Below are 20451 nucleotides of genomic sequence, written 5' to 3' on the forward strand. Positions count from 1 at the left end.
GCCAGTAAAGTTAGTAAGACTTCTTTGATAGTAATGTTCATCTTTAACCCACCTCTAATCGAGAATTCTTTCCACTCTGATATCACTCTCCATCGATAGATCGTAGAACTTGTCTCCAGCCAGCACCAAGGGACGTGTAGGGCAACTACGGTTTACCAACACGACCTCTCCAATCTCGCCATTGGACAAAAGCACCCGCTGTCCTACGAAAGAATCAGCGACCCTATCATAAAAGACCTTAGAGACCTTAGGATCCACCTTGCCAAAAGATTCATCCCACAGCTCATCGGCGGCCTTGTATGGCGTCTGCTTTGAAGCATACACCCGGTCAGAAGTCATAGCATCATAAATGTCAACCACCATGACGAGTCTAGCTATGAACCCAATTCTATCACCGGTCAAACCCGCTGGATATCCGCTTCCGTCTAGTCTTTCGTGATGTTTCAGAACCGCCTCTGCCACCGCTGGCGCCACCCAGTCATATTCCAAAACCAGATTGTACCCCGAAAGCGGGTGTTTCTTCACCTCTTCAAATTCATCTGGGGTCAGCGGCCCCGGCTTGTTCAAGATTTCTTGGGGAATAAACACCTTGCCCATGTCGTGGAGTATCCCGGCTATTCCTGCTTCTCTTATGGTTTCAGCATCACACTTAAGCCATTTGGCAGTCAAAATAGATAGGGCTGCCACGTTCAGGGAGTGGGTAAAAAGATACTCATCTTTGTCCCTCATCAAGCGAAGCTGTCTGAAGATGTTGGCCTCGTCTAAGACTTGTTCCACCAATGTCTCAACCAACCCCACTATCTCTTCCTCTTGCAGAGGCTTTCCGAGTTTAACCTCAAGAAAACAAGACTTGATGGCATCCAATCCTCTTCGATACATGGTCTCAAAATCTTCTCTTCTAACTACTTCGCCACTAGGCTCTAATATGTAAAGATACTGTATTCCCAGATTGATTGCGCGTTCTAAGTGTCTTTCGGTAACTACTGTTCCTTTGGCCAGAAGCAGTTGACCATCGAAGGTATACAAATCTTTGCCAAGCTCAATTCCAGGCTCCAGCTTGTCTATGCTAACCCTCTTCATTCCCTGCCAATCCCCCTATAATCTTAAGAACCTCTCATTCGTTCCAGTTACTCCGAACCGCCTGCACACGCTTGGTCGGTTAAACGAAAATGAAAGGCGAACTTCCTTCAAAAGGAATAACTTCGATGTCCCACCCTCGCTCTTCACTTTTCTCCGTCAGGAATCGAGCAAGAAGCTCCACCGCTAGGCACTCGGTTCCGTAATGGCCGGCATCTACCAAGTTTATCCCCAATAGCTGCGCTTCTCGCGCATCGTGATATTTGATATCGCCTGTTAACAAAACATCGAAGCCTTGCGAAGCCGCTTGTCCTAAAAATGAAGCCCCGCTGCCGCTAACCAGCGCTACCTTCTTTACCTGGGAATCTATCCGGCCCACAACTGCCACCTGCGGGAGGCGCAGCCGGTTTTTGACTTCGACCGCAAACTGGCCCAAGCTAACGGGACGGGCAAGTTCACCTTGCCGGCCTGGGCTTAACTTTGTTCCGCGATTGGAAAGTCTGATCAGATCATACGCTATTTCCTCGTACGGATGGGCCCGGTGCAAAGCGTCAAGCACCCTATAGATTCGATTCTCGGGAACCACCGTTTCCAGACGATACTCGTCCACTTCCGACACCTTCCCCACTTCACCCAGATAAGGTTTAGCACCAGGCAAGGGTTTGAAGGTACCGGTCCCGGCTACACGAAAACTGCAGTCCGAATAATTGCCGGTATGTCCTGCTCCGGAGGTACAAATTGCTTTTCTTACATTTTCCACATGGTCACGTGGTACATAAACAACCAGCTTGTACAGAATCTCAAAACGGTTCGTACCCCAAGGCTTGATTCTATTCAAACCGAGTTTTTCGGCTAAGTACTGGTTTAACCCGTAGGGAGCAGCGTCTAAATTAGTATGAAGGGAGTAGACGGTTATTTCGTTTTTTATCAGCTTCCGTAATAGCAATGCCGCCGGCTGGCTAAAATCCAGGCGTTTCACTGGCCTAAAAATAAGAGGATGATGAGTAACTATGAGGTCTACTTCTTTTTCGATTCCGATCTTGACTGTTTCCGGATCCGGATCCAGTGCTACCAGAACTCTACCGACCTCTTTTGTCGGGTCACCAACCTGTAAACCGACATTGTCCCAATCCTCGGCTATTTTGCCTGAAAAAAACTCCTCGAGGCAGGCAAATATTTGACTAGCGGTAACCGGCATCTAATATCTCCTCCAATTCCCGCTTCAGTAACAGGTAATGCGATAATCTGGCCCGGGCCTCGGACGATTGTGAAGCCCTCAGGCTCTCGACCATCCTTTCCCATCTGCGCAGTTCCCGTCGCAGAAACTCCTGATTTTCAGGCCGTTCTGCTTTGCGCAAAACAACCGGACCAAACTCGAGTTCTAGTTCCGACAACCGATAAGCCGGTTTTTGCCTCGGTTCTGTTACTACAATGGTATAGAAATTCTCTTTTTCTTCGACAATTTCCTCCTCTACTATCTCCCACCCTAGATCAGTCAACACCTTACGTAATGGATACAACGGAGGCTGGGGTTGCAAAACGTAACGCGCGTAACTGTACGCTTTGGTCAAAGACCCCATTATGATGTCGGCGATAACCTTCCCCCCAAGGCCGGCTATTACTACCGTAGTAACCTCACCCGGAGCCAGTACCTGTAGACCGTCACCCCGTCGGACGTCGATAACATTGTGTAAGCCTTCTTTCTTTACGTAGGCTTGAGCCCGGCGCCAAGGCCCCTCGTTCAATTCCCCGATTATCACCTTCGGGCATATGCCGTTGCGGACGAGAAACACCGATAATAGCGCGTGATCAGCTCCAATATCGGCGGCTATTTGCCCGGAAACGACGTGAGCCGCTATCCGCGTCAGTCTTCTCGATACGTTCATCACAATAACCTACCCCAAGTCCATTGCGTTATCAATCAACTGTCTCGAAAACGCTACGCATTTTTTAATTTCTGACGGCTACACTTTAAAGTGTCATAAGGGTCTACGGTGGCACGTCGACTACGTACCAAAAAAAGAGAGCCCGAAGGCTCCCCAATCATCCCTATGTGTTACACCACTTGGTACCAGCCGTAAATACCGTCAGCCAGCTCATCAAACATGCTGGTATACCCAATCTCTGAATTGTCAGGCAAGGCCCCCAAAACCTCGTATACAGCTTGTAAAAGATCAAGGTTACCAATAGAGCCGGCAGCTTCAATCTTGCTCTTGATAATAAAACCCCAATACTCCCGACGGGTTAAAGTCACTTCGATTCCCTCAAACCTGCTAGCCATGCGTCTTAGGTAACTTTCAAACGCGTCGGGATTAGCACCCTCACTTGCCTGAAGCGCTTTCTCGTCTTGGACTGCTTTGCGGTACTCCTTCATGTCGTTGATCAAAGCCTTGGCCAAACTCTCGGCCAATTCGAATTTGTGATAGATTCTCTCTCTATCTCTCATGATTCTCCCCCACCCCCGCCATCATTATTAGTTTTTATTACTTAATTATATAAGTAATCCGTCAACCAAGGCAAATAATTACACCCACACCGGATTCAGTTTGACTTTTTCCCCCGGTTTATAAGTCTGTACTCTTCAGTAACACCATTCTCTAGCCGGTGCAGTATCATCCTGTGGTAGTCAGGGTCCACTTCTGCTGAAATATATCGTCGGTCAAGCCTTTTGCAGACCTCGAGCTCGGAGCCGCTCCCTCCGAACAGGATCAGTACCACATCTCCCGGCCGGGTACAAGATTTGATCAGGAGCTCGGACAGCTTCTGCGGTATCTGACAAGCATGATAAGTTTTCTCCCTGCTCACATTCTTGACCAAATCAAAGTAGAACCAATCATACGGCATACGACCCCTGGATCCGTTAGCCAGATTGCTTCTTATACGACGGTCGGTTGGGTTCTTATAAGGTTGGGCCACGTTTTCCTTGTAAAAGTCGTTGTTCTTGGTCTTGCGGGCGTGGAGAATACTACGGTGAGCAGTGGTAAATCGCTTAGGAGAATGTCCCACGTTGCTGTTGTACACCCACGCGTAATCGTGCACCTCATAGCAGGCCTCATCCAGGTACTTCACCCTCAGGTACGCGTTTTGTTTCGGGTAGTTTATGAAAAAGAGATTTCCCGTTTCCTTCAAGACCCTCAGCGATTCTCTGGCAAGCTCCACATACCACTCGATGTATTCATCAAAAGACCTCTTGTAGCTCTTGCCGCGGTACTTAACACCGACATTATAATCAGGGTCTCCAAAGACCATATCTACAGAACTATCAGGTAGTTCTCTTAAGAGATCCATGGTGTCCATTAAAAAGACCTTATCCAAATATCCTGACAGCACCGGCATTCTCCCCTCGATTACTGAACTGTGTTTTTAGCAATGATATGATACTATGTTTAATGTTTCGGCCCTGAGCCCGGTTTTCCCTTCTCTCACCGGCGCCTTTTCACCGGTACTACCCAGAACCAGACAAACCGGATGCGGGTAGGCTTGTGCTGCATCGCATGTATATCCCGTACACAAAAGTCTGCCTTAAAACCGAGCCACAGACGTACACAGACTAGTATCGAGATGTCATACTATTTTCCCCTTTTTGTTTCTTTATTTCTTGCCACCCTATCAGACAATTCCCTCACAGTTTCTGGTGGAAACTCATAGTCATCGCGCTTTACAAGTGAGATAGCGTTAGTGGGGCATTTTGAGACGCACAGACCACAGCCTATGCACCTATCGTTGTTGAGCACCGCTATGTCTTCTATCATCTCTATTGCCTTGACCGGACAACGTTCTTCTGCGCATATCCCGCACCCGATACATTCAGGGGCATCTATTCTCGCCAAATAGCTGGATTTAGCTAACCCATTAGGGTAATTATGTTCCGTTACAAGCCTCAGCATATGACAGCAGCAAGGGCAGCAGTTGCATATAAAGAGGAGATTATTACGGTTATTACTACCGGTGTGCACCAGGCCCGCTTCTTCAGCTCTTTTTAATACTTCTCTTGCTTCATCAAGTGATATTTCCCTAGCTATTCCTCTTTCAGCTAGAAAATCAGCTGCCCCGTCAAAAGACAAACACACATCGATGGGCTTTGAGCACTTTTTCTCAGTTAGCCGGCAGGGACAATTGGCAAGAGCAATTTTCTTGGTTTTAGCCATCATCTGCGAAGCAATCTCAAAAGGCAGAATCTCGAAATCTTCTGTCAAAGCCTCCTCGGCGGGTAATACCCTTAACCAGGGCGGGTTAGCCAAGGAAAGTTCGGCAGCCATATGTTTCATATAGTAAGCTTGCCAGAGCTCGGCAAGTCTAGCCTGGGTATCGCTATCCCCGCCTCTCATGATCGGGTATTCAAACAGACCGGGGTAATTAGGGAGAAGGGCATAGGCTGGTTCGCCCTCAACTCTCTTAGCTAAAATCACTCCTCTATCAGCCATGGCTTCAAATCTTTGCATAACCTCGTATTGGGAAATGCCGGCTTGCTTGGCTATTTCGTTAGCTTTCTTTAACTTAAAGTCTAGCAGTAAAGCCAGTTCAATCTCATCTGGTCTAAAAAGAATCTTCAGGATTTCTATAAATTCTTCGCTCTTGGGTGCCCCGACCGGATGAGTATTGAGCAACTCCTGCAGTCTGTGATAATGGTGCATTGAAATCCCTCCTTATCACCGTTTTTTCCGGGTCACAGGAACGATCCGGGACTTTCATTTCCCCCAAGGATATTGACTCGTGCTTGCGCTGGTTCCTCTTCTTGCCGAGGTAGACGTTAGTTGCGATACGGCAGAGCCATGTACGCAAGCTAGCTTCCCGCCTGAGCCTCTCCAAATTCTCAAAGTCCTTCAAAAAAGCTTCGTGAGTAATATCGTCGGCTTCGTCTGAATCTATTTCACTTCACTCTACTCTCGTTATTCTTTAGCACAGCACAGCGCCTGATAGTAGCATCAACTTCGGTAAAACCGCGTTCCTCACGCAGGCGTTAGTACACCTCTTGACAACCAGCAGCGGCATCATTTCAACTCATATTCAAACTCAATAACCAGCTCTCCTTTGGTGCCGAACTCAGAAGTGGTCTGCATCACCCGCCTGCCTTTTATCCGGTCAGACTTGATCTCTTCCTTGGTGAGGGCTATGTTTTTAGGCCAAAACCCAGTTGGTCCGTCCTGCCAGCTTTCGCTCTCCGTTCCCGCGTACTCCACGGTGGCGGTCTGGGTGTAAGTCACCCACTTCTTTTCTTTGGTGTCGGTTTGCAGCATCAGTATAGTTTCGCTCGGCTTTTCTAATATCTTGATAGGCTGCTCCCCTTCGCTGTAAGTCTCGCGCAAGCTGCCGCTGCCGCTAGTTCTGGTAGCCATGCCGAGGACCATCTGCCCTTCCATGGACTCGTTTTTCGAATAGCTCGCCGTCATCGATTTAACGACATAAGCTTTTTGCACCGGGTCATACTCTATTTCCTCTTGAGTCTGGTAAACTATTTCCGACTGCATGCCTTCTCCTTGGTGTTTTTCCGTAATCCGGGTGTAGCCGCCGAGCACATGAGGACATTTTTGAGTAGTATCTACCTGAAAAGGAAAGGTAAGGGTCGCCCGGAAATCGCCATTGGCGAAAATAACCACCGCTTCTTGGAGATTCTCCCCCGGTCTTTCCCGGCAAAAGCTCCTTTCTTTAATCCCCGTCCAGTCTTCCACTACCCACTCGTTTCCGACCTTCAATAAAGCTTGGCAGGTGAAGTAAGGGTTAGAGATATTGACCATGAGGTTGAAAACCACTTTGTTAATCTTTTTTGTATCCTGGTCGAATGTAAAATGCCAGTAGCTCATGGCTCCCGGCCTCAGCAACTCGTCGTAGTACTGCAGGTCAGGCCCCTTGAATTCCCAGGATCCGACTGATGCCCCGTATGCTCCAGTAGAAGGAAACTTCGGGGGATCCCTGTAGAGGAGAAACGGGTCTTTATTCCAGTTATATACCGCAAATTTGGCGTATTTGTCCGCGAAATCCGGCATGCTTTCCATAACAGAAGTGGCTACGTCTTTGGTTTTGGCTGCTGCTAAAGTACGGCGCACGTAATCTTTGTCGTTCAAAAAGTCGCTGGCAAAAAAGAACAGGGGGTAGTTGCTGTATTCGTGGCATCCGTTAAAGGCTACGCGCTTCCAGTAAAGCGACTGGAAAAAGTAGTTCAGCCAGCGGTGCTCAACATTGGGCCGGGGATAAACGAAGTGTTCCGCCCACGTAGCTGTAGCCTCAAATAGCCAGCTTTTTTCTGGGGCTTTGAGAGAAAAGCGGTGAGGAATATACAGCTGAAAACAGTGGAAGAGTTCATGTGCGGTCGTGCTTTTCAGTTTATCTCCGTCGAGTTCGTAGTGGACCGACATCTCGCAGCGCCTGGTTTGACTGTTCCACCAGGCCAAGCCCCAAGAGGCATCTTCGCGCAGATCAGTTATATAGGCATCGAAGGATTGGTCTGGTTCCACCCTCAGTAGTTCTTTGAATTTAGGCCACGCAGTCGCAATAGCCTCTCTCACCTGCAAGGCCCTCTGTTTCATTGCGGCTTTCTCGGCATCTGAAGCCGCAGGCAACGTGTAATAGTGTATCGTAACAGATTTTCCCGAACTGTCCGGCACTTCATAAACTACCTTATCCCAAACCCGTGTGTCTTCCTGTGCCGCATAAGCTGCTCCCGCCGTGAGGAAAGACAACTTGGAAACGTAATCTTCGGCATTGTTGCCGGGATAGAAGAAACTCCTGGGGTCGGTGGGTGGCAAAATGAACGGTTCTAGTTTATCTCGAGTTGCCGGGGCCATGTTATCGAGATTGTCAGATATCCACTGCAGTTCAGCGTTTATGCTGGGCTTTACTTCAACCGACCCCTTCACCTTGTACTCGGCGGGCAGGTCTTCAGGAGCAAATACCGCCTTCAGGCCGAGGACAACCGCCTGTTCTTCCGTTATCTTGCCTGCCAGAAGATCCTCTTGGATTCTGCTCTGGGGGGTCTCGGGTAGATCGGGCCTATCGACCTTTTGGGAAACGGTTTTCTGAACAGCCTGTTCTTTGCCCGAGGACTTTGAGGGCTCCTTTTGTCCGCAACCTGCAATCCCAACGGCGAAAAAGAGAACGAGCAGGGCTGCGGCCAGTCTGTTAAACAGCCGCCTGAATGCCGCATGTCTATTCACGATGGCAATGCCTCCTTTCCCCGAACCATAAACTATACGCGCTACAAAGACAAAAAAGAAGGGCTTGTGTCCTGCCTCAACCTAAACACAAGCCCCCTTCGAATCTTCACTCCGCGGGAATTATGGAAATGCTTATTATCCGCTGGTTGATGCCCGAGGCCATGTCTTCAGCAATGTTCAAGACAAAAGTCTTGTCGCCCTTAGTACCCATCATATTGATTACGCCCGCGGCTTCCTGCTTTTGCAGATCGCTGACCCCGGCCAAAACTCCCTCATAATACGCCTTTATATCGGCTACTGATTTTTCCGACGCTAGCAATATATTGTACGAACCATCGCCACCCTTGGTTGCCGAAGTGATCTTTGCCCCCTCCATCACCGGTACGATATCGGAAGGATATCCCTCCGGCAGGGAAACCTCTCCCTCGTTGCCTATCGAGATTTCGGTCTTACCCTGTTCATTCTGCACTTCGACCTTCGATTCAGAAACTTTTACCTTGGACCCCTCGGTTTCGGTTTTGGCCTGGCATCCTGCCAGAACCGATAAAACAAATACCATAACTCCCAACCAAACCAGTCTTTTCAAACGAAGCCCCCCTTATTATTTACATTTGTTCAGATAGTACCATTACTGCCTATATAAAGCAACGGTTCCACCAGATCTGTCATTGACATTTTCCCAGTCGCAGTCCTGACCGCGTCTTGACAGCCCTATTTATCTCGCAATTATCTAAACGGTGCAAAGACCTTAAGATGCAAAAGACAAAAAACCGCTCTTCCAACAGGCGCACCAGCTGCGAGTTTCCCAGGAAGTTCTCTTAAAAACAAGACAATCTTCATCTCTTGCCCTGTCATGATTGTCTCTTTTCACTGGTCAGAACCGCCAAAGAACACCGGGAGTTGGTCATTTATCGTTGGATAATGTGCTTGACCATTTTGCACCGAGGGCACCTGAACCAGCGACCTTGCGGACGGCTTCTGACAATTTCCCCGCACCGTTGTGACAATAACTGGTAATGATTTTGCCGGTAATGATTGTTCTTGGTTTTTTTGAGCCCGGTTTTTTCCGAATTATGCAAAGGTCTCTATGTTAATTACGGGGTTTATGCAGCGAAATCACTTTTTAATCTCATCATCGACCGCTAGCGACTTCCTGCGCGCCTCGTTCATGACCGAAATGGTCCCCCGAAAGGGAAGTCCAAAACCTATCAGGAGCCAAAAGATTGCACAGCATTCTACTATCCGCTATACTGTAATTACAGATAAACTGAAAAGGAGGAATTATTGCAATGGCTGAGATAATCCAGCAAATCCAAAAGCGGATGCTGGTCAGCCTGGCACAGGTAGCTAAAAAAGTGGGGCTCCGCGAAGGAGACCACGTTCTGATCGAAGAAAGAGACGGCGGCATATTCATCAGGCCGGTAGGGTGGCACGACAAGAGCCAGGAATACTTCTGGACAAAGGAATGGCAAGACAAAATGGACCGCAGCCTGACGGCTCTGCAGGAGGGTAGGTATCAAGTGTTTCACAGTCCAGAAGACCTTTTGAGAAGCCTGGGCGAGGAAGCAGAAAATGCCGACGATAATTCTAACTGACCCGTTCAAGGAAGACTTTTTCAAGTTGTTGGTCAAAGAACAGAAACAGGCCCGAAAGGCGCTCCGCTTCCTGGCCGAGAACCCGAAACACCCATCACTGCGGGTTCACAAGATAAGAGGGACGCCGTTCTGGGAAGCCTACGTTAACAAGGACGTCCGCACCGTCTACCAGGCCGAAAAAGATGTCCTCACCCTGCACGCTATAGGACATCATGACATTTTGAAGGAATATTAGCTTGTTCCCGCAGTACGACCTTTTTGACAGGTCCGATACTCCGGGGTTTTTCTTTTGACCAAAACCCGCAAATGTACTGTCGGCCGTCTTTCATGGCCTGCACATTCCGCAAGTGCAACGTCCAGCAAAACTAATTTTCCTAAATACGGTGTTGCTGCTCCCTTAAAAAGTTCGGAGATAGACGGTGTTAATTGTCCGGAATATGACGGAGTAACTGACCGGAGAGCACGGGTAAGGGAAGAGGGAGAACTAACTCAGTTCTCCCTGAATTACCCGATTCACCATGTGGTCGTCAATAATGCGATAGCCGTTCTGAGCCCCGTATATCAGGCAAAATGAAAAATGACTTCAACAGCCGCCCTTGTCAAGCTGCTCCTTTTTTAGCACGCGAATAACGCCTTACCTTCTGCCTATCTCATCTAGAAATTTTAGAAACTTCTCCAGTGGCTTTCTAGGCAGTTCGGCGGCGCGGGATTCGGAAATCAAATCTTCGGCCAGCGCGCGCATAACCAGGCGGTCCATCCGCTTGGGTTCGTCCGGAGGCAGCGCATCACTTCCTCGTCAAGGATTAAGAACCATCACCAGTTGCTCTAAGCAGCGACAGCAGTTCCCCTGGCGACACTACGGCGATGCCGCCGCAACCTTCGGCAGGAAAATGCTTCTGATTCCCCGTGACGATAGCATCGGCTGTGCCCGCTGCGGCTACTTCCACAAACATCACATCATCCGGGTCCGGAAGCTCAGCGTTCAAAGGCGGAGCCGCAACCGCCACGCCTTCTAAACGAAAGAAGTCCAGGAGCGCCTTCACGTCCTGCGGCTCAAATCCAAATCGGCTTCTTCCAAGGACTTCCTCGTATTCGCGCAGGATGCGGTCGTCGAACACTGGAATCAACAGTCCTGCAAGAACCGCATCCAAAACCCGCGCTGAAGGGCCGTAGGGAGTGAGCAGAGCCGAAACCAGCACGTTCGTATCCAGCACTACCTTCACGGCCTGCGCTCCTGTCTTACCGCAAGTATTTCTGCTTCGATCTCATCTACGCTCATATTTTCCAGTCCGGCCCGGCGTGCCCTCTCTCTCATGCGTCGAACCGCGGCTTCAGCTCGGGCGCGTTTCACCATCCGCATTGTTTCCTCCAGTTCTTCTTCCCGCACACCTATTAAAAGAGCAACAGGGCTGCCGTTGTGGGTGAGAACGGCTTCTTCCCCTGACTGTAGTTTACTCCATATCTCCTTACCTTTCTGCCTCAAGTCGCGCACCGTTACGAAACGCATGAAAACCACTGTCCTTTCTCGATTGTGTCTTTTCTGTGTTTCTATTTTATCACAACTTGATCAGGAGGTCACTCCCAACTCGGCCTCTCCTGTTGTCGATCTTTGATATCGTCACCTTCGGTTTCCAAAGCCCTAAAAAGAAGAGAAGACCTAAACTCATCGCTCAACAAGACCTCGCCGGGCTAGGATGGGCGAACTCGTCCAGATCGATGCCAGCCCTTTCCCCTGGCTCGGACCCGACAAGCCTTATGTTTCTCTGCTAGCCGCTATCCACAACGCCATCAATACGGTCCTCGCCGCTGTCTTTATCTTTAGACCCACTGAGGATCAGCCCGGCTACCTTGTACTGCTGGCCTTTTAGCATTTAAAGGCCCTCATTTTTTTACTGCACCGGTTTTAGTTATCTTTAGGTGCGGGGAAATAGTGACGGGTTCGACGAGTGTCGTGCTGCCTGGTTTCTTTCTTCCCCTGTAGGTACGGGGGAAACGGCTCTACTGCATCAGCTTTGCTTCTTTGGGATTAGACTTGATCATGTGACTGACAATTAGTTTTTGTTGTACCCGTACTCTCTTGATTTGAGCACATTTTTCCAATAGGCTTCCCGCCTTATTATTTCGTCCTCACTTGTGGTATTTGTTCTAATCTCTAGGATAGAAAATTGAAAGTTCGAGGCATATTCCATCCCTTCATTGCCGATAATCTCTGCCAGCTCTTTATTCCCTCCATGCCCATTCTGAACGTAAGAAGACCATCTTGTCCAGAATGAGTCTTGCCCATAAGCGGAACCCACGTAGATCTTACCGTTGCTTTTGTCAGTAATAATGTAAACCCCTTTTACAGAAGAGAGAGCAGTTTTCCACGAAGGGTCTTCCTTCTCTATGATGGTTTTCAAGGGATTGAAATCTATAAGTACATTTTCGTATCCTGGAAACGGTTCAACCGCATAAGGCGCTCTTAATATCTCTACAACCTCCAGGTTGTCCGCCCATTTCTCTAAATCGAGGTATGATTGCCTACTTGGTCTAACAAAATGAAATATCAGCCGCCCGATCAATTCCTTCCGGATGTCGAGGAGTTCCGTAACGTATTCAAAATGATCTTCTTTTCTCTTCACATCTTTCTGTTGATAAATCCCGCCGAAAATCCATTCCCCACGGTTGTAGAATATTAAAGCAAGAATGAAGTCTCTTTGGAAATTTTTCCTGCTCTGCCGCTCCTGCCACGATTTAAAGCTATCGACGGATTTGGATAGCTCGTAATGTGATCACTAAACTAAACTTGAGCCAGTAAGCGGGGAAACGCTCACAAAAAAGTGGACCACTCCATCAACCAGATCCCCTACCATTGTAAGTGGAAAACAAAGCAATGGATGGGGGTTCAAGGAGTGATAGGAGTGGACCAATATCAGCATATCAGACATCTTTATCTCGTGGAAGGGCTTTCACAGAGAGCGATAGCACGGCAGCTCAAAATATCCAGGAACACGGTCAGGCGTTACTGTAACGGTGCCCACGTTCCGTGGGAGAGGAAAACATCTCCCAGAAAAGCCCAGGTGGTAACTGCTGAGGTGATAGAATTCATCGAGCAATGCTTAAAGGAGGATGAGAATGCCCTTGACCGAAGGCAGAAGCATACAGCCAAGAGAATATACGATCGGCTCCGTCAGGAGAAAGGATTCCGGGGCGGAGAATCAACCATCCGCCGGGTGGTACGAGAACTTAAAGCCAAACCGTCCAAAGTGTATGTTCCTTTAAGCTTTTCTCCAGGGGAGGCCATCCAGGTAGACTGGGGTACCGCCACCGTGATTATGGCCGGACAAAAGACTGAAGTCAACCTGTTCTGCATGCGGCTTTGTTTCAGCTGTGCTCCGTTTGTGGTAGCCTATCCTTCCCAGAGGGAAGAAGCATTTCTGGAAGGGCACAAAACCGGATTCGAATTTTTCGGTGGGACAAGCCGGGACATCATATACGACAACCTTAAGACAGCGGTAAAGGAGGGCTGGGACAAAACCGCGAAGGAGCAGGAAAAATTCCTTAACTTCCGCTCCCACTATGCCTACCAGTCCCGGTTCTGCAATCCCCGGGCAGGTCACGAAAAAGGCCTGATTGAAAACCTGATAGGCTACATAAGGCGCAACTTCCTGGTACCGGTTCCCCGGGTACAAAACTTCGAAGAGCTAAACCAGCTACTTAAAAAGCGCTGCCTGGAATACGTAGAACACCACCGGATAAAAGGCAGGGACCTCTCCGTAAAAGAAGCGTATGAAATGGAAAAACAGGCTCTTATGCCCCTTCCGGTCAAACCTTACGAAACGGCCAGGACGTTGGATGCGAAGGTAGACTACTTCTCCACCGTAACCTTTGAGACCAACCGCTACTCAGTACCCGTACGGCTGGCGGGAAAGACAGTGACCGTCAAAGGCAGTGCACTTACGATTAAGGTCTACTACCGGGGCGAAGAGGTAGCCGCTCACCCGAGGAGCTACGGCCACCACCGGACCATCTACCAGTTAGAACACTATCTTCCCCTGCTCAAAGCGCGGCCCCGGTCGGTGTTTAACGCTAGGCCGGTAAGAGAAGCGGGCCTACCGGCAGAGCTTGAACAGTATGCGCAAAAGCTTCCTGACCCTCACCGGGGAATGGTAAGGCTGTTGAGGATGGTCTTTGATAGCGATTTGGAAAAAGTCCTAGATGCGGTAAGGACGGCTGCAAGTAATGGCCAATACTCGGTAGATGTAGTCCAGTACTACCTGAACCGGGAAGAGGTTCCGGTAAAGTTAAAGCCCCTGGGGCCTGAGGTAGAACCGGTAGACCTCAAGGCTTACGATTCGCTCTGGGCGGGAGGTGGTTTCAATTGACCGCCCGCCAGGAGCTGATTAAGGTCTATGCCCGTCAGTTAAAACTACCCACCCTGACCTCGTGCCAGGACGTGATCAGACAGGCGGAAGAACAGGGCTTAAGCTATGAAGAATTCTTGTGCGAGGTGTTGCGTAGGGAGTTAAGCCAAAGAGAAGAAAACCAAAAAAAGCGGAAGCTTAAGAAGGCGCGGTTTCCTCTGGAAAAGAGCCTGGACACTTTTGAATTCAAGCACCTAGAGCATGTAGAGGAGGCCCATATATGGCAGCTTGCCGCCGGGGAATTTGTGAAGCGGAGGGAAAACGTGATAATGATCGGCAACCCCGGCACAGGAAAGACCCATCTCGCCATAGGCCTGGGGAGGAGGCTCGTCAGCCAGGGTTTTAACGTCAGATACTACACCGCTGCCAGGCTGGCCTCGGAACTGGTAGAAGCTGAACAGGAGCGCAACCTTACCCGCCTGGTAAAGTCTTTACAAAAGCTTGATCTTCTCATTCTGGATGAGCTGTCTTATTTGAGTTTTACCCGTCACCAGGCGGAGTTGATGTTTCAGGTGGTTTCGGAACGAAATGAGAGGGGCAGCATCATTATTACCACCAATCTGGAGTTTTCCCGGTGGTCCGAGATGTTTCCCGACTCGATGCTGACGGCGGCCCTGGTGGACAGGCTGACCCACAGTGCTCACATTCTTAATATGAATGGGCAGTCGTATAGGCTGAGACAGCGGTTAAGAAAATCTGGGTTGGAAAGTAATTCAAACGCAGGAGGAGGGAATGACAGGTAGACAACGATAAAGGCTTACTGATGATTAGTGATCCAGTATGAGCAAGGCGGATCAGTTTTAAATGAGCAAAAGTGGATCAGTTTTGACGAGCGGAGTGGTTCACTTTTATGTTGACAATCGCAAGATCTTCTTCACAAAGCGGCGATTTCCTTTCTTAAAGGGAGACAAGACCGATGTTTGAATCCTTCTATGGCTTTACCCGAACACCGTTTAGCCGGAACATCTCCACAGAAAATCTGTACCAGTCCGTAATCCTGCAAGAAGCTGTTGGCCGCTTGGAATATGCCGTTTGCCGGCAGTTGTTTGCGGTGCTGACTGGTGACAGCGGCACGGGCAAGACCACGGTCATCCGGAAGTTCAAAGACATCCTTAATCCGAATCGATTCATGGTCATGTACCTGGTTGATTCCAAGCTCACTCCCCGGCATTTCTACAAGGGGCTTTTGGAACAACTGGGCTGTGAGTCCAAGTTCTACCGGGGTGATGCCAAGCGCCAGCTGCACCGGGAAATCGAGTTAATGAAGGGTATTCATTCTCTGTTGCCAGTAGTCATCGTGAACGAAGCCCACCTTCTGGACAAGGAGATGTTGGAGGAAGTCCGGTTTCTTTTGAATTTCAAGATGGATTCCGAAAGCCCCATGGCTCTCATACTGGTTGGTCAAAGCGAGCTTCGGGAAAGGCTTAAGCTCCAGGCTTATTCTGCCATCCGTCAGCGCATAGACCTTATGTGCATGATGACCCATCTGGACCGTGCGCAAACGCAAGAGTACGTGAATCAGCACCTGACTTATGCGGGGGTAGAACGCGAGATCTTCTCGGATGGTGCGCTTAATGAGATATTCCAGTTTTCTTCGGGTGTTGCCCGGCTTATCAACAAAGTCTGCACCCACTGCCTGATGTATGGGGCTCAGAACGGCCATCGCATTATTGACGACCACATGGTGAAACGGGTAATTCAGGGAGAACTGAGTTAGTTCTCCCTCTTCCCTTACCCGTGCTCTCCGGTCAACTATTCCGTCATATCCCGGACAATTAACACCGTCTATCTCCGGACTTTTTAAGGGAGAAGTGACACTTAACCTTTCAATGAAGTATAAGCAGTCTTACCGATAAAATCAGAACTAACAAAGTTAAGTAAAAAGGCCAAACAGAGATTGATCTTAATGATTGTAAAAATGTTTTCATTCGATGTTTCCTTGGAGTAACTACATCAATCACGTACAGATCTGAAGTATTCAGCAAACCGTTGTGAAACTTTCGAACGAAAACATCATAAGATTTTCTAAAATTCTTTTCCAATGAAAGGTAATAAGCATCCAATACGAAAAATAAAAAGGTTGGAAGTATAGTAATAAAAGTATAATTCGGATTATTGTTGTTTAAAATCAAAGTAAGTTGCACCGAAACCAAAGTCAAACACCATGCTTTGCACGAAACGCAATTGGTAGACATTCTTTGTATAATACCTTGGAGAATATTTATGTGAAATTGGACAGATTGGTTTATGTCTAAACTTATTTCTGTGTTTTTTTTCATAGGTCCTCCAATTGACTAGCTGCTTCTTATTTTTATTGCTTCCTCGACCCATTGTTCAATATGTTGTTTAATATGAGTATACACGTCTTTGCTTGTAGTACATGGTGGATCATATGCCCTTACAACACTTGATAATTTCTTCCCATCATTACCAACTACGAAATTATCAAATGGGTTTCTGCCTTTTGTTGACTGGTTTCCGTCTTTATCTTTTAGATTATGTATGTAAATGCCAACAAGCCCTTTGCCAGAGTTCCATGATTTCTCGATCTCATAGTTTATCCATTTACGCCCTGCTGTTTTTTCTCCAATAAGAACTATAGTACAAGACCGTCCAGCCAATTGATCATCAATCCATTGCTTAATCGCTTTGTCACCTTTCTTTTTAATCTGTTCCCAATCGTTATCAGACAAAGGAACATTTCCTTCAACGATACCCATATTTCTGACTTGTGCTGCTCTCCAGTTATCCTGCTCATAATGAAAACTGTAAAAAACCCTTCTCGCCACCTTCTATCCCCCCAAAAGCGTAACCATTAAATACTATTTTTCGTTAATTGCAATTGTCAACTTAAAGGTAAACCAATCCACTCATCAAAAACTTATCCACTTTCACTCATTTGACACTGAATCCGCCTTGTTTATAACAGATCCCTACTCATTAGAAAGCCTTTATCATTGTCTACCTGTCATTCCCACCTTCCACATCGGAATTAGCTCCCAACCCAGATTTTCTTCGCCGCTGTTTCAGCCGGTACGATTGCCCGTTGATGTTTAGAAAATGAACACTGTGGGGCATCCGGTCCACCAGGGTGGCCACCGCATCGAGTCAGAGAACATCTCGGACTTTGGTCAATCTCAAGTTTGCGGACACCCTTAACATAAACCCCGCAATGCCAACGGTTTTCGAAAACAGAATATAGACGTATCACTACACATCTGGTAGGGGTACGTCGTTTTCTCATGTTACTACCTGCACATGATTCGGCGGCCTCAAACTCAAGGCCTTGCTCAGAAACAACAAAATTCACCCAGGCCATACCACACTAAAAACCACTCCCAATTCTCGTTCTACCTAATGTATCGGGCATGAAATACGTCAATGTATAAATTATCCAGACACCTAGGCCGCGGTTTTTGCTTACAGCCCCAGTCTCTTGGGCTCACATATCCTGCAAATGTTGAAATCTAATTTCTTCGTTCAGTTTCAGTCTACCGTCCTAATTCAGAGTCTAAGATTGAAGGAGCGATAAATAAGCTTCCTTTACTCCTGCAGTCATGGTGTTCGTAGTAATCCATTAATTCTTTCAGCGCATTCATGATTCTTTCCACACTCCTTTCATCTCGGAAGTGTTTTACAACGTACTCAAAGAAAAGAGAAACAGTCAATGGCAAAAGTATCTTGTCAGGCCCAACAGACAATCGAAAACCAGAAATAACGTCATTATCTGTGCGAAACACTTCTAGAGAATACTTGAAACTTGGTTTCTTTATTTTGTTAATATCTTGAGTTAACAAAAGAGGCGACATCCCCGAAAAAAGTTTAATTACGGCGCTTTTTTCTTCCTCGGTGAACGTTTTAAAAACGGTAACTTGAACCGCTTCGTGAAAGTATGAATACTCTTCAAACCACAGTTCACCGGACGAAAAGTCATTCAAAAAAGCTTGCATCGGAGCAATCTGACGTTCATCGCATATGAAGAAATAACGGCTGACAAACATAAGGTAGGACAAGATGAGTAAGTCGTCTGAGGGTTCTTTGCAAAGACCTTCTATGTGACAAAATATAGGTCCGTAGGTAAAGTTAAATTTTGCTAATGTTTCTCTCTTCTTAAACAGTCTGAACATAGATAAACTACCTCCACAGCGGAAAATAAGGATATCCTATCATCAATCCGGTATACTTTAGGGTTTGCGGGGCTGTAAACCTTGTACTGTAGGCTCCCAACAGCAACTGAGTCAAAAGTATGTAAAAGCATGTAAATCTATTTGACTAACGCGATTATCACTTCGATCAGCCTGTGTTGCTCTTTGTTAGACATTTTTATGAGCAAAGAACTTACTGCACCTTCTAACGGCCGTCGTTCTATATCGCATTTCTCTTTTCTGACCTCGTTGAATATACGCTGGCCTGTACCGCAAGAACCAGCCAAATAAATGTTATGAAAGCCGCCAGCGCACCAATCTTGGTAGCCGTTTCTCTGTTTTTCCGAGCGTCCCTATCATAAGGCACGGGGTTTTCTCTAATTTTGGTTCCTTCATAAGAAGATTCGTATATCTTCACCCAGTCTTGCCCCGTCCAGCGATCATGTTTGTACACCGCTGTTTTAAGTCCGTAATACTGAACCGGTCCGTATTCCCATCTAAAGACGAATGCCACTCCTATCAAGAACAGAATTGTTGCAGGTAAAACCCACCGCGGCATTTTCTTTTTTCCTCCAACTAATACTCCAAAGCCTCTATGCGGCTATCCATGTCGTCTATTCTAAACTCCAACTCGTCTACATCTGAATCCAAATAATCAACAGTGCGAGAGTAGTTAGCCACATAGGCCTTCAGTTCCATGTTTTGTTTCTTAAGGTCTAATATCGCAGAGATACAAAATACAAGAACTATGAATAATATGATTACTGACGCCCAAAGCACCTTTATTGACGTGTTATCAGACATTTTTCCGACCTTCTTTACCCACCACTCTGATTTGGTGTAAAATTGGTCATCTGCAAGCCTTATCTTTTAGCTCCCTAAAACATCATCGACTGGCGACCAAATGCTGCCGAGCCCTATCATTCGACGGCTAAAACTTTATGCTGGTTTTTGTCATACGCAAATCCTCACCAAATCGTTCATCGTTCAGGAATCCTTACCCCATAGTTCGTTTTTCTAGCAACTGAACCAGCCGCTCGAAACAGAGGTTTCTGCCTGATCGCTGGTTTATTGTGTACTGTTACGTAGAATTTCGCTGAAAGAAATTATTATCCTCTTAAAGGAATAAGCTAATTTATCGACAAATATCGACAGTTTTCTCATCGTCATTGGGTTTTGCGTTAAACTGGCACGCTTCACCAATCTATCTGTTCCGGTATTTCCGCGGACGCGGTGTCGGACGACCAGTCTTCTTCTTCTTTACTCACCCAGGGATATATGTTCCTGTCGTACAGCCTGAAACTCCCGACCGCTCCGTTATCCCTGGCAGACTTTATCGCCCCGTCGATTCCATTTACTTTGGAAGATATCATGTCTGCAAGGTGCAGGAGCACGGCTTCCGTCGTTGCCGGGTAGCTGAATACCTGGATGTCGTTTCTTTTCAGGCAATGGGCGACCAGGTACCAGTTCTGCCGCTTGCAGATGAGCCCGTAGGGTTTGACCAGCCTTTCTGTGAGCTCCTGGCTGTAGGCTGTGAAGTACTGGAGCTTAACCCGGTACGAGTATTTCAAGGCCTCCACCAGTTTGGAGAATATGTTTCCAGTTTTGTCCGGGTCGGCGAGCATCTCTTCCACCACGTGAATCCAATTTTGAAGTTTTTCCAGTGCCAGTTGCTTCGGATCGTAGTGGTATTTGAAAAGGGTGGTGTTACTGCTCCCTTAAAAAGTCCGGAGATAGACGGTGTTAATTGTCCGGAATATGACGGAGTAACTGACCGGAGAGCACGGGTAAGGGAAGAGGGAGAACTAACTCAGTTCTCCCTGAATTACCCGTTTCACCATGTGGTCGTCAATAATGCGATGGCCGTTCTGAGCCCCATACATCAGGCAGTGGGTGCAGACTTTGTTGATAAGCCGGGCAACACCCGAAGAAAACTGGAATATCTCATTAAGCGCACCATCCGAGAAGATCTCGCGTTCTACCCCCGCATAAGTCAGGTGCTGATTCACGTACTCTTGCGTTTGCGCACGGTCCAGATGGGTCATCATGCACATAAGGTCTATGCGCTGACGGATGGCAG

Annotated in this window: 24 protein-coding genes; 6 read left to right on the top strand and 18 right to left on the bottom strand. The window is 47.7% G+C overall.

Annotated elements, in window-relative coordinates:
* Positions 1-54: 54 nt before the first annotated feature.
* From SLIP_RS07895 to SLIP_RS07930, 9 genes are all read right to left on the bottom strand, one after another.
* On the bottom strand, positions 55-1080 hold the full coding sequence (locus tag SLIP_RS07895) for an HD-GYP domain-containing protein (protein WP_013175754.1): 1026 nt from the start codon (positions 1078-1080) through the stop codon (positions 55-57).
* A gap of 79 nt (positions 1081-1159) precedes the next feature.
* On the bottom strand, positions 1160-2275 hold the full coding sequence (locus SLIP_RS07900) for a Nif3-like dinuclear metal center hexameric protein (protein ID WP_013175755.1): 1116 nt from the start codon (positions 2273-2275) through the stop codon (positions 1160-1162).
* Positions 2259-2963 (bottom strand): tRNA (adenine(22)-N(1))-methyltransferase, encoded by a 705-nt coding sequence (locus SLIP_RS07905; protein WP_013175756.1) that lies wholly within the window; start codon positions 2961-2963, stop codon positions 2259-2261. Before SLIP_RS07905 ends, SLIP_RS07900 begins: the two co-directional genes overlap by 17 nt.
* A gap of 170 nt (positions 2964-3133) precedes the next feature.
* Complete coding sequence (locus SLIP_RS07910; protein ID WP_013175757.1) at positions 3134-3523, bottom strand: hypothetical protein; 390 nt, start codon at positions 3521-3523, stop codon at positions 3134-3136.
* A gap of 95 nt (positions 3524-3618) precedes the next feature.
* Positions 3619-4413 carry a DNA-methyltransferase gene (locus SLIP_RS07915; protein WP_013175758.1) on the bottom strand — a complete coding sequence of 265 codons (795 nt, stop codon included), beginning with the start codon at positions 4411-4413 and terminating at the stop codon, positions 3619-3621.
* Positions 4414-4646: 233 nt separating this feature from the next.
* Positions 4647-5711 carry a 4Fe-4S binding protein gene (locus SLIP_RS07920; RefSeq protein ID WP_013175759.1) on the bottom strand — a complete coding sequence of 355 codons (1065 nt, stop codon included), beginning with the start codon at positions 5709-5711 and terminating at the stop codon, positions 4647-4649.
* Positions 5614-5946: an RNA polymerase sigma factor gene (locus SLIP_RS13125; RefSeq protein WP_083761999.1), complete on the bottom strand. Its 333-nt coding sequence runs from the start codon at positions 5944-5946 to the stop codon at positions 5614-5616. Before SLIP_RS13125 ends, SLIP_RS07920 begins: the two co-directional genes overlap by 98 nt.
* A 122-nt stretch (positions 5947-6068) precedes the next feature.
* Positions 6069-8228: a hypothetical protein gene (locus SLIP_RS07925; RefSeq protein ID WP_013175761.1), complete on the bottom strand. Its 2160-nt coding sequence runs from the start codon at positions 8226-8228 to the stop codon at positions 6069-6071.
* Positions 8229-8334: 106 nt separating this feature from the next.
* A complete protein-coding gene (locus SLIP_RS07930; RefSeq protein WP_013175762.1) occupies positions 8335-8814 on the bottom strand; it encodes a hypothetical protein in 480 nt (159 codons plus the stop codon).
* A 703-nt stretch (positions 8815-9517) separates the two neighbouring features.
* On the opposite strand from SLIP_RS07930, the gene SLIP_RS07935 reads away from it, so the two are divergent.
* Both SLIP_RS07935 and SLIP_RS07940 read left to right on the top strand, forming a co-directional pair.
* A complete protein-coding gene (locus SLIP_RS07935) occupies positions 9518-9823 on the top strand; it encodes an AbrB/MazE/SpoVT family DNA-binding domain-containing protein (protein ID WP_013175763.1) in 306 nt (101 codons plus the stop codon).
* Positions 9801-10058 carry a type II toxin-antitoxin system RelE/ParE family toxin gene (locus tag SLIP_RS07940; protein ID WP_013175764.1) on the top strand — a complete coding sequence of 86 codons (258 nt, stop codon included), beginning with the start codon at positions 9801-9803 and terminating at the stop codon, positions 10056-10058. The genes SLIP_RS07935 and SLIP_RS07940 overlap by 23 nt, the downstream gene beginning before the upstream one ends.
* A 568-nt stretch (positions 10059-10626) precedes the next feature.
* Here SLIP_RS07940 and SLIP_RS07945 read toward each other — a convergent pair.
* Both SLIP_RS07945 and SLIP_RS07950 read right to left on the bottom strand, forming a co-directional pair.
* The gene (locus SLIP_RS07945; RefSeq protein ID WP_013175765.1) at positions 10627-11046 is read right to left on the bottom strand and encodes a putative toxin-antitoxin system toxin component, PIN family; all 420 of its coding nucleotides are present in this window, start codon (positions 11044-11046) and stop codon (positions 10627-10629) included.
* Positions 11043-11330 (bottom strand): type II toxin-antitoxin system Phd/YefM family antitoxin, encoded by a 288-nt coding sequence (locus tag SLIP_RS07950; RefSeq protein ID WP_013175766.1) that lies wholly within the window; start codon positions 11328-11330, stop codon positions 11043-11045. The genes SLIP_RS07945 and SLIP_RS07950 overlap by 4 nt, the downstream gene beginning before the upstream one ends.
* A 187-nt stretch (positions 11331-11517) precedes the next feature.
* On the opposite strand from SLIP_RS07950, the gene SLIP_RS12745 reads away from it, so the two are divergent.
* Positions 11518-11691 (top strand): hypothetical protein, encoded by a 174-nt coding sequence (locus SLIP_RS12745; protein WP_169303759.1) that lies wholly within the window; start codon positions 11518-11520, stop codon positions 11689-11691.
* Between the two features lie 183 nt (positions 11692-11874).
* Here the strand turns inward: SLIP_RS12745 and SLIP_RS07955 are convergent, their stop codons facing one another.
* Entirely contained in the window at positions 11875-12444 is a 570-nt protein-coding gene (locus SLIP_RS07955; protein WP_013175767.1) for a GIY-YIG nuclease family protein, read from the bottom strand.
* Positions 12445-12723: 279 nt separating this feature from the next.
* Between SLIP_RS07955 and istA the strand changes: the two genes are divergently transcribed.
* The 3 genes from istA to SLIP_RS07970 all read left to right on the top strand — a co-directional run bounded on the left by istA (position 12724) and on the right by SLIP_RS07970 (position 15943).
* Entirely contained in the window at positions 12724-14187 is a 1464-nt protein-coding gene (gene istA / locus SLIP_RS07960) for an IS21 family transposase (RefSeq protein WP_013175768.1), read from the top strand.
* The gene (gene istB, locus SLIP_RS07965) at positions 14184-14969 is read left to right on the top strand and encodes an IS21-like element helper ATPase IstB (RefSeq protein WP_013175769.1); all 786 of its coding nucleotides are present in this window, start codon (positions 14184-14186) and stop codon (positions 14967-14969) included. The genes istA and istB overlap by 4 nt, the downstream gene beginning before the upstream one ends.
* 173 nt (positions 14970-15142) lie before the next feature.
* On the top strand, positions 15143-15943 hold the full coding sequence (locus SLIP_RS07970) for an ExeA family protein (protein ID WP_013175771.1): 801 nt from the start codon (positions 15143-15145) through the stop codon (positions 15941-15943).
* Positions 15944-16520: 577 nt separating this feature from the next.
* On the opposite strand, the gene SLIP_RS07980 is transcribed toward SLIP_RS07970, so the two are convergent.
* From SLIP_RS07980 to SLIP_RS12925, 6 genes are all read right to left on the bottom strand, one after another.
* Positions 16521-17015: a TIR domain-containing protein gene (locus tag SLIP_RS07980; RefSeq protein WP_013175773.1), complete on the bottom strand. Its 495-nt coding sequence runs from the start codon at positions 17013-17015 to the stop codon at positions 16521-16523.
* Positions 17016-17717: 702 nt separating this feature from the next.
* Entirely contained in the window at positions 17718-18353 is a 636-nt protein-coding gene (locus SLIP_RS07985; RefSeq protein WP_013175774.1) for a hypothetical protein, read from the bottom strand.
* Positions 18354-18591: 238 nt separating this feature from the next.
* On the bottom strand, positions 18592-18930 hold the full coding sequence (locus SLIP_RS07990; protein ID WP_013175775.1) for a hypothetical protein: 339 nt from the start codon (positions 18928-18930) through the stop codon (positions 18592-18594).
* A gap of 17 nt (positions 18931-18947) precedes the next feature.
* Positions 18948-19070, bottom strand: a complete 123-nt coding sequence (locus SLIP_RS13025) for a hypothetical protein (protein WP_278078293.1) — start codon at positions 19068-19070, stop codon at positions 18948-18950.
* Positions 19071-19567: 497 nt separating this feature from the next.
* The gene (locus tag SLIP_RS08000; RefSeq protein WP_041432899.1) at positions 19568-19996 is read right to left on the bottom strand and encodes a WYL domain-containing protein; all 429 of its coding nucleotides are present in this window, start codon (positions 19994-19996) and stop codon (positions 19568-19570) included.
* 180 nt (positions 19997-20176) lie between these two features.
* On the bottom strand, positions 20177-20380 hold the full coding sequence (locus SLIP_RS12925; protein WP_242649092.1) for a general secretion pathway protein: 204 nt from the start codon (positions 20378-20380) through the stop codon (positions 20177-20179).
* Positions 20381-20451 lie beyond the last annotated feature (71 nt).

This window comes from Syntrophothermus lipocalidus DSM 12680, assembly GCF_000092405.1.
Taxonomy (GTDB): domain Bacteria; phylum Bacillota; class Syntrophomonadia; order Syntrophomonadales; family Syntrophothermaceae; genus Syntrophothermus; species Syntrophothermus lipocalidus.

Bases quoted from the DNA above. Each gene is read 5' to 3' on its own strand.
- SLIP_RS07895 (WP_013175754.1), bottom strand. From the start codon at position 1,080: ATGAAGAGGGTTAGCATAGACAAGCTGGAGCCTGGAATTGAGCTTGGC.
- SLIP_RS07900 (WP_013175755.1), bottom strand. From the start codon at position 2,275: ATGCCGGTTACCGCTAGTCAAATATTTGCCTGCCTCGAGGAGTTTTTT.
- SLIP_RS07905 (WP_013175756.1), bottom strand. From the start codon at position 2,963: ATGAACGTATCGAGAAGACTGACGCGGATAGCGGCTCACGTCGTTTCC.
- SLIP_RS07910 (WP_013175757.1), bottom strand. From the start codon at position 3,523: ATGAGAGATAGAGAGAGAATCTATCACAAATTCGAATTGGCCGAGAGT.
- SLIP_RS07915 (WP_013175758.1), bottom strand. From the start codon at position 4,413: ATGCCGGTGCTGTCAGGATATTTGGATAAGGTCTTTTTAATGGACACC.
- SLIP_RS07920 (WP_013175759.1), bottom strand. From the start codon at position 5,711: ATGCACCATTATCACAGACTGCAGGAGTTGCTCAATACTCATCCGGTC.
- SLIP_RS07935 (WP_013175763.1), top strand. From the start codon at position 9,518: ATGGCTGAGATAATCCAGCAAATCCAAAAGCGGATGCTGGTCAGCCTG.
- SLIP_RS07940 (WP_013175764.1), top strand. From the start codon at position 9,801: ATGCCGACGATAATTCTAACTGACCCGTTCAAGGAAGACTTTTTCAAG.
- SLIP_RS07950 (WP_013175766.1), bottom strand. From the start codon at position 11,330: ATGCGTTTCGTAACGGTGCGCGACTTGAGGCAGAAAGGTAAGGAGATA.
- SLIP_RS12745 (WP_169303759.1), top strand. From the start codon at position 11,518: ATGGGCGAACTCGTCCAGATCGATGCCAGCCCTTTCCCCTGGCTCGGA.
- SLIP_RS07970 (WP_013175771.1), top strand. From the start codon at position 15,143: ATGTTTGAATCCTTCTATGGCTTTACCCGAACACCGTTTAGCCGGAAC.
- SLIP_RS07985 (WP_013175774.1), bottom strand. From the start codon at position 18,353: ATGTTCAGACTGTTTAAGAAGAGAGAAACATTAGCAAAATTTAACTTT.
- SLIP_RS07990 (WP_013175775.1), bottom strand. From the start codon at position 18,930: ATGCCGCGGTGGGTTTTACCTGCAACAATTCTGTTCTTGATAGGAGTG.
- SLIP_RS13025 (WP_278078293.1), bottom strand. From the start codon at position 19,070: ATGGAACTGAAGGCCTATGTGGCTAACTACTCTCGCACTGTTGATTAT.
- SLIP_RS08000 (WP_041432899.1), bottom strand. From the start codon at position 19,996: ATGCTCGCCGACCCGGACAAAACTGGAAACATATTCTCCAAACTGGTG.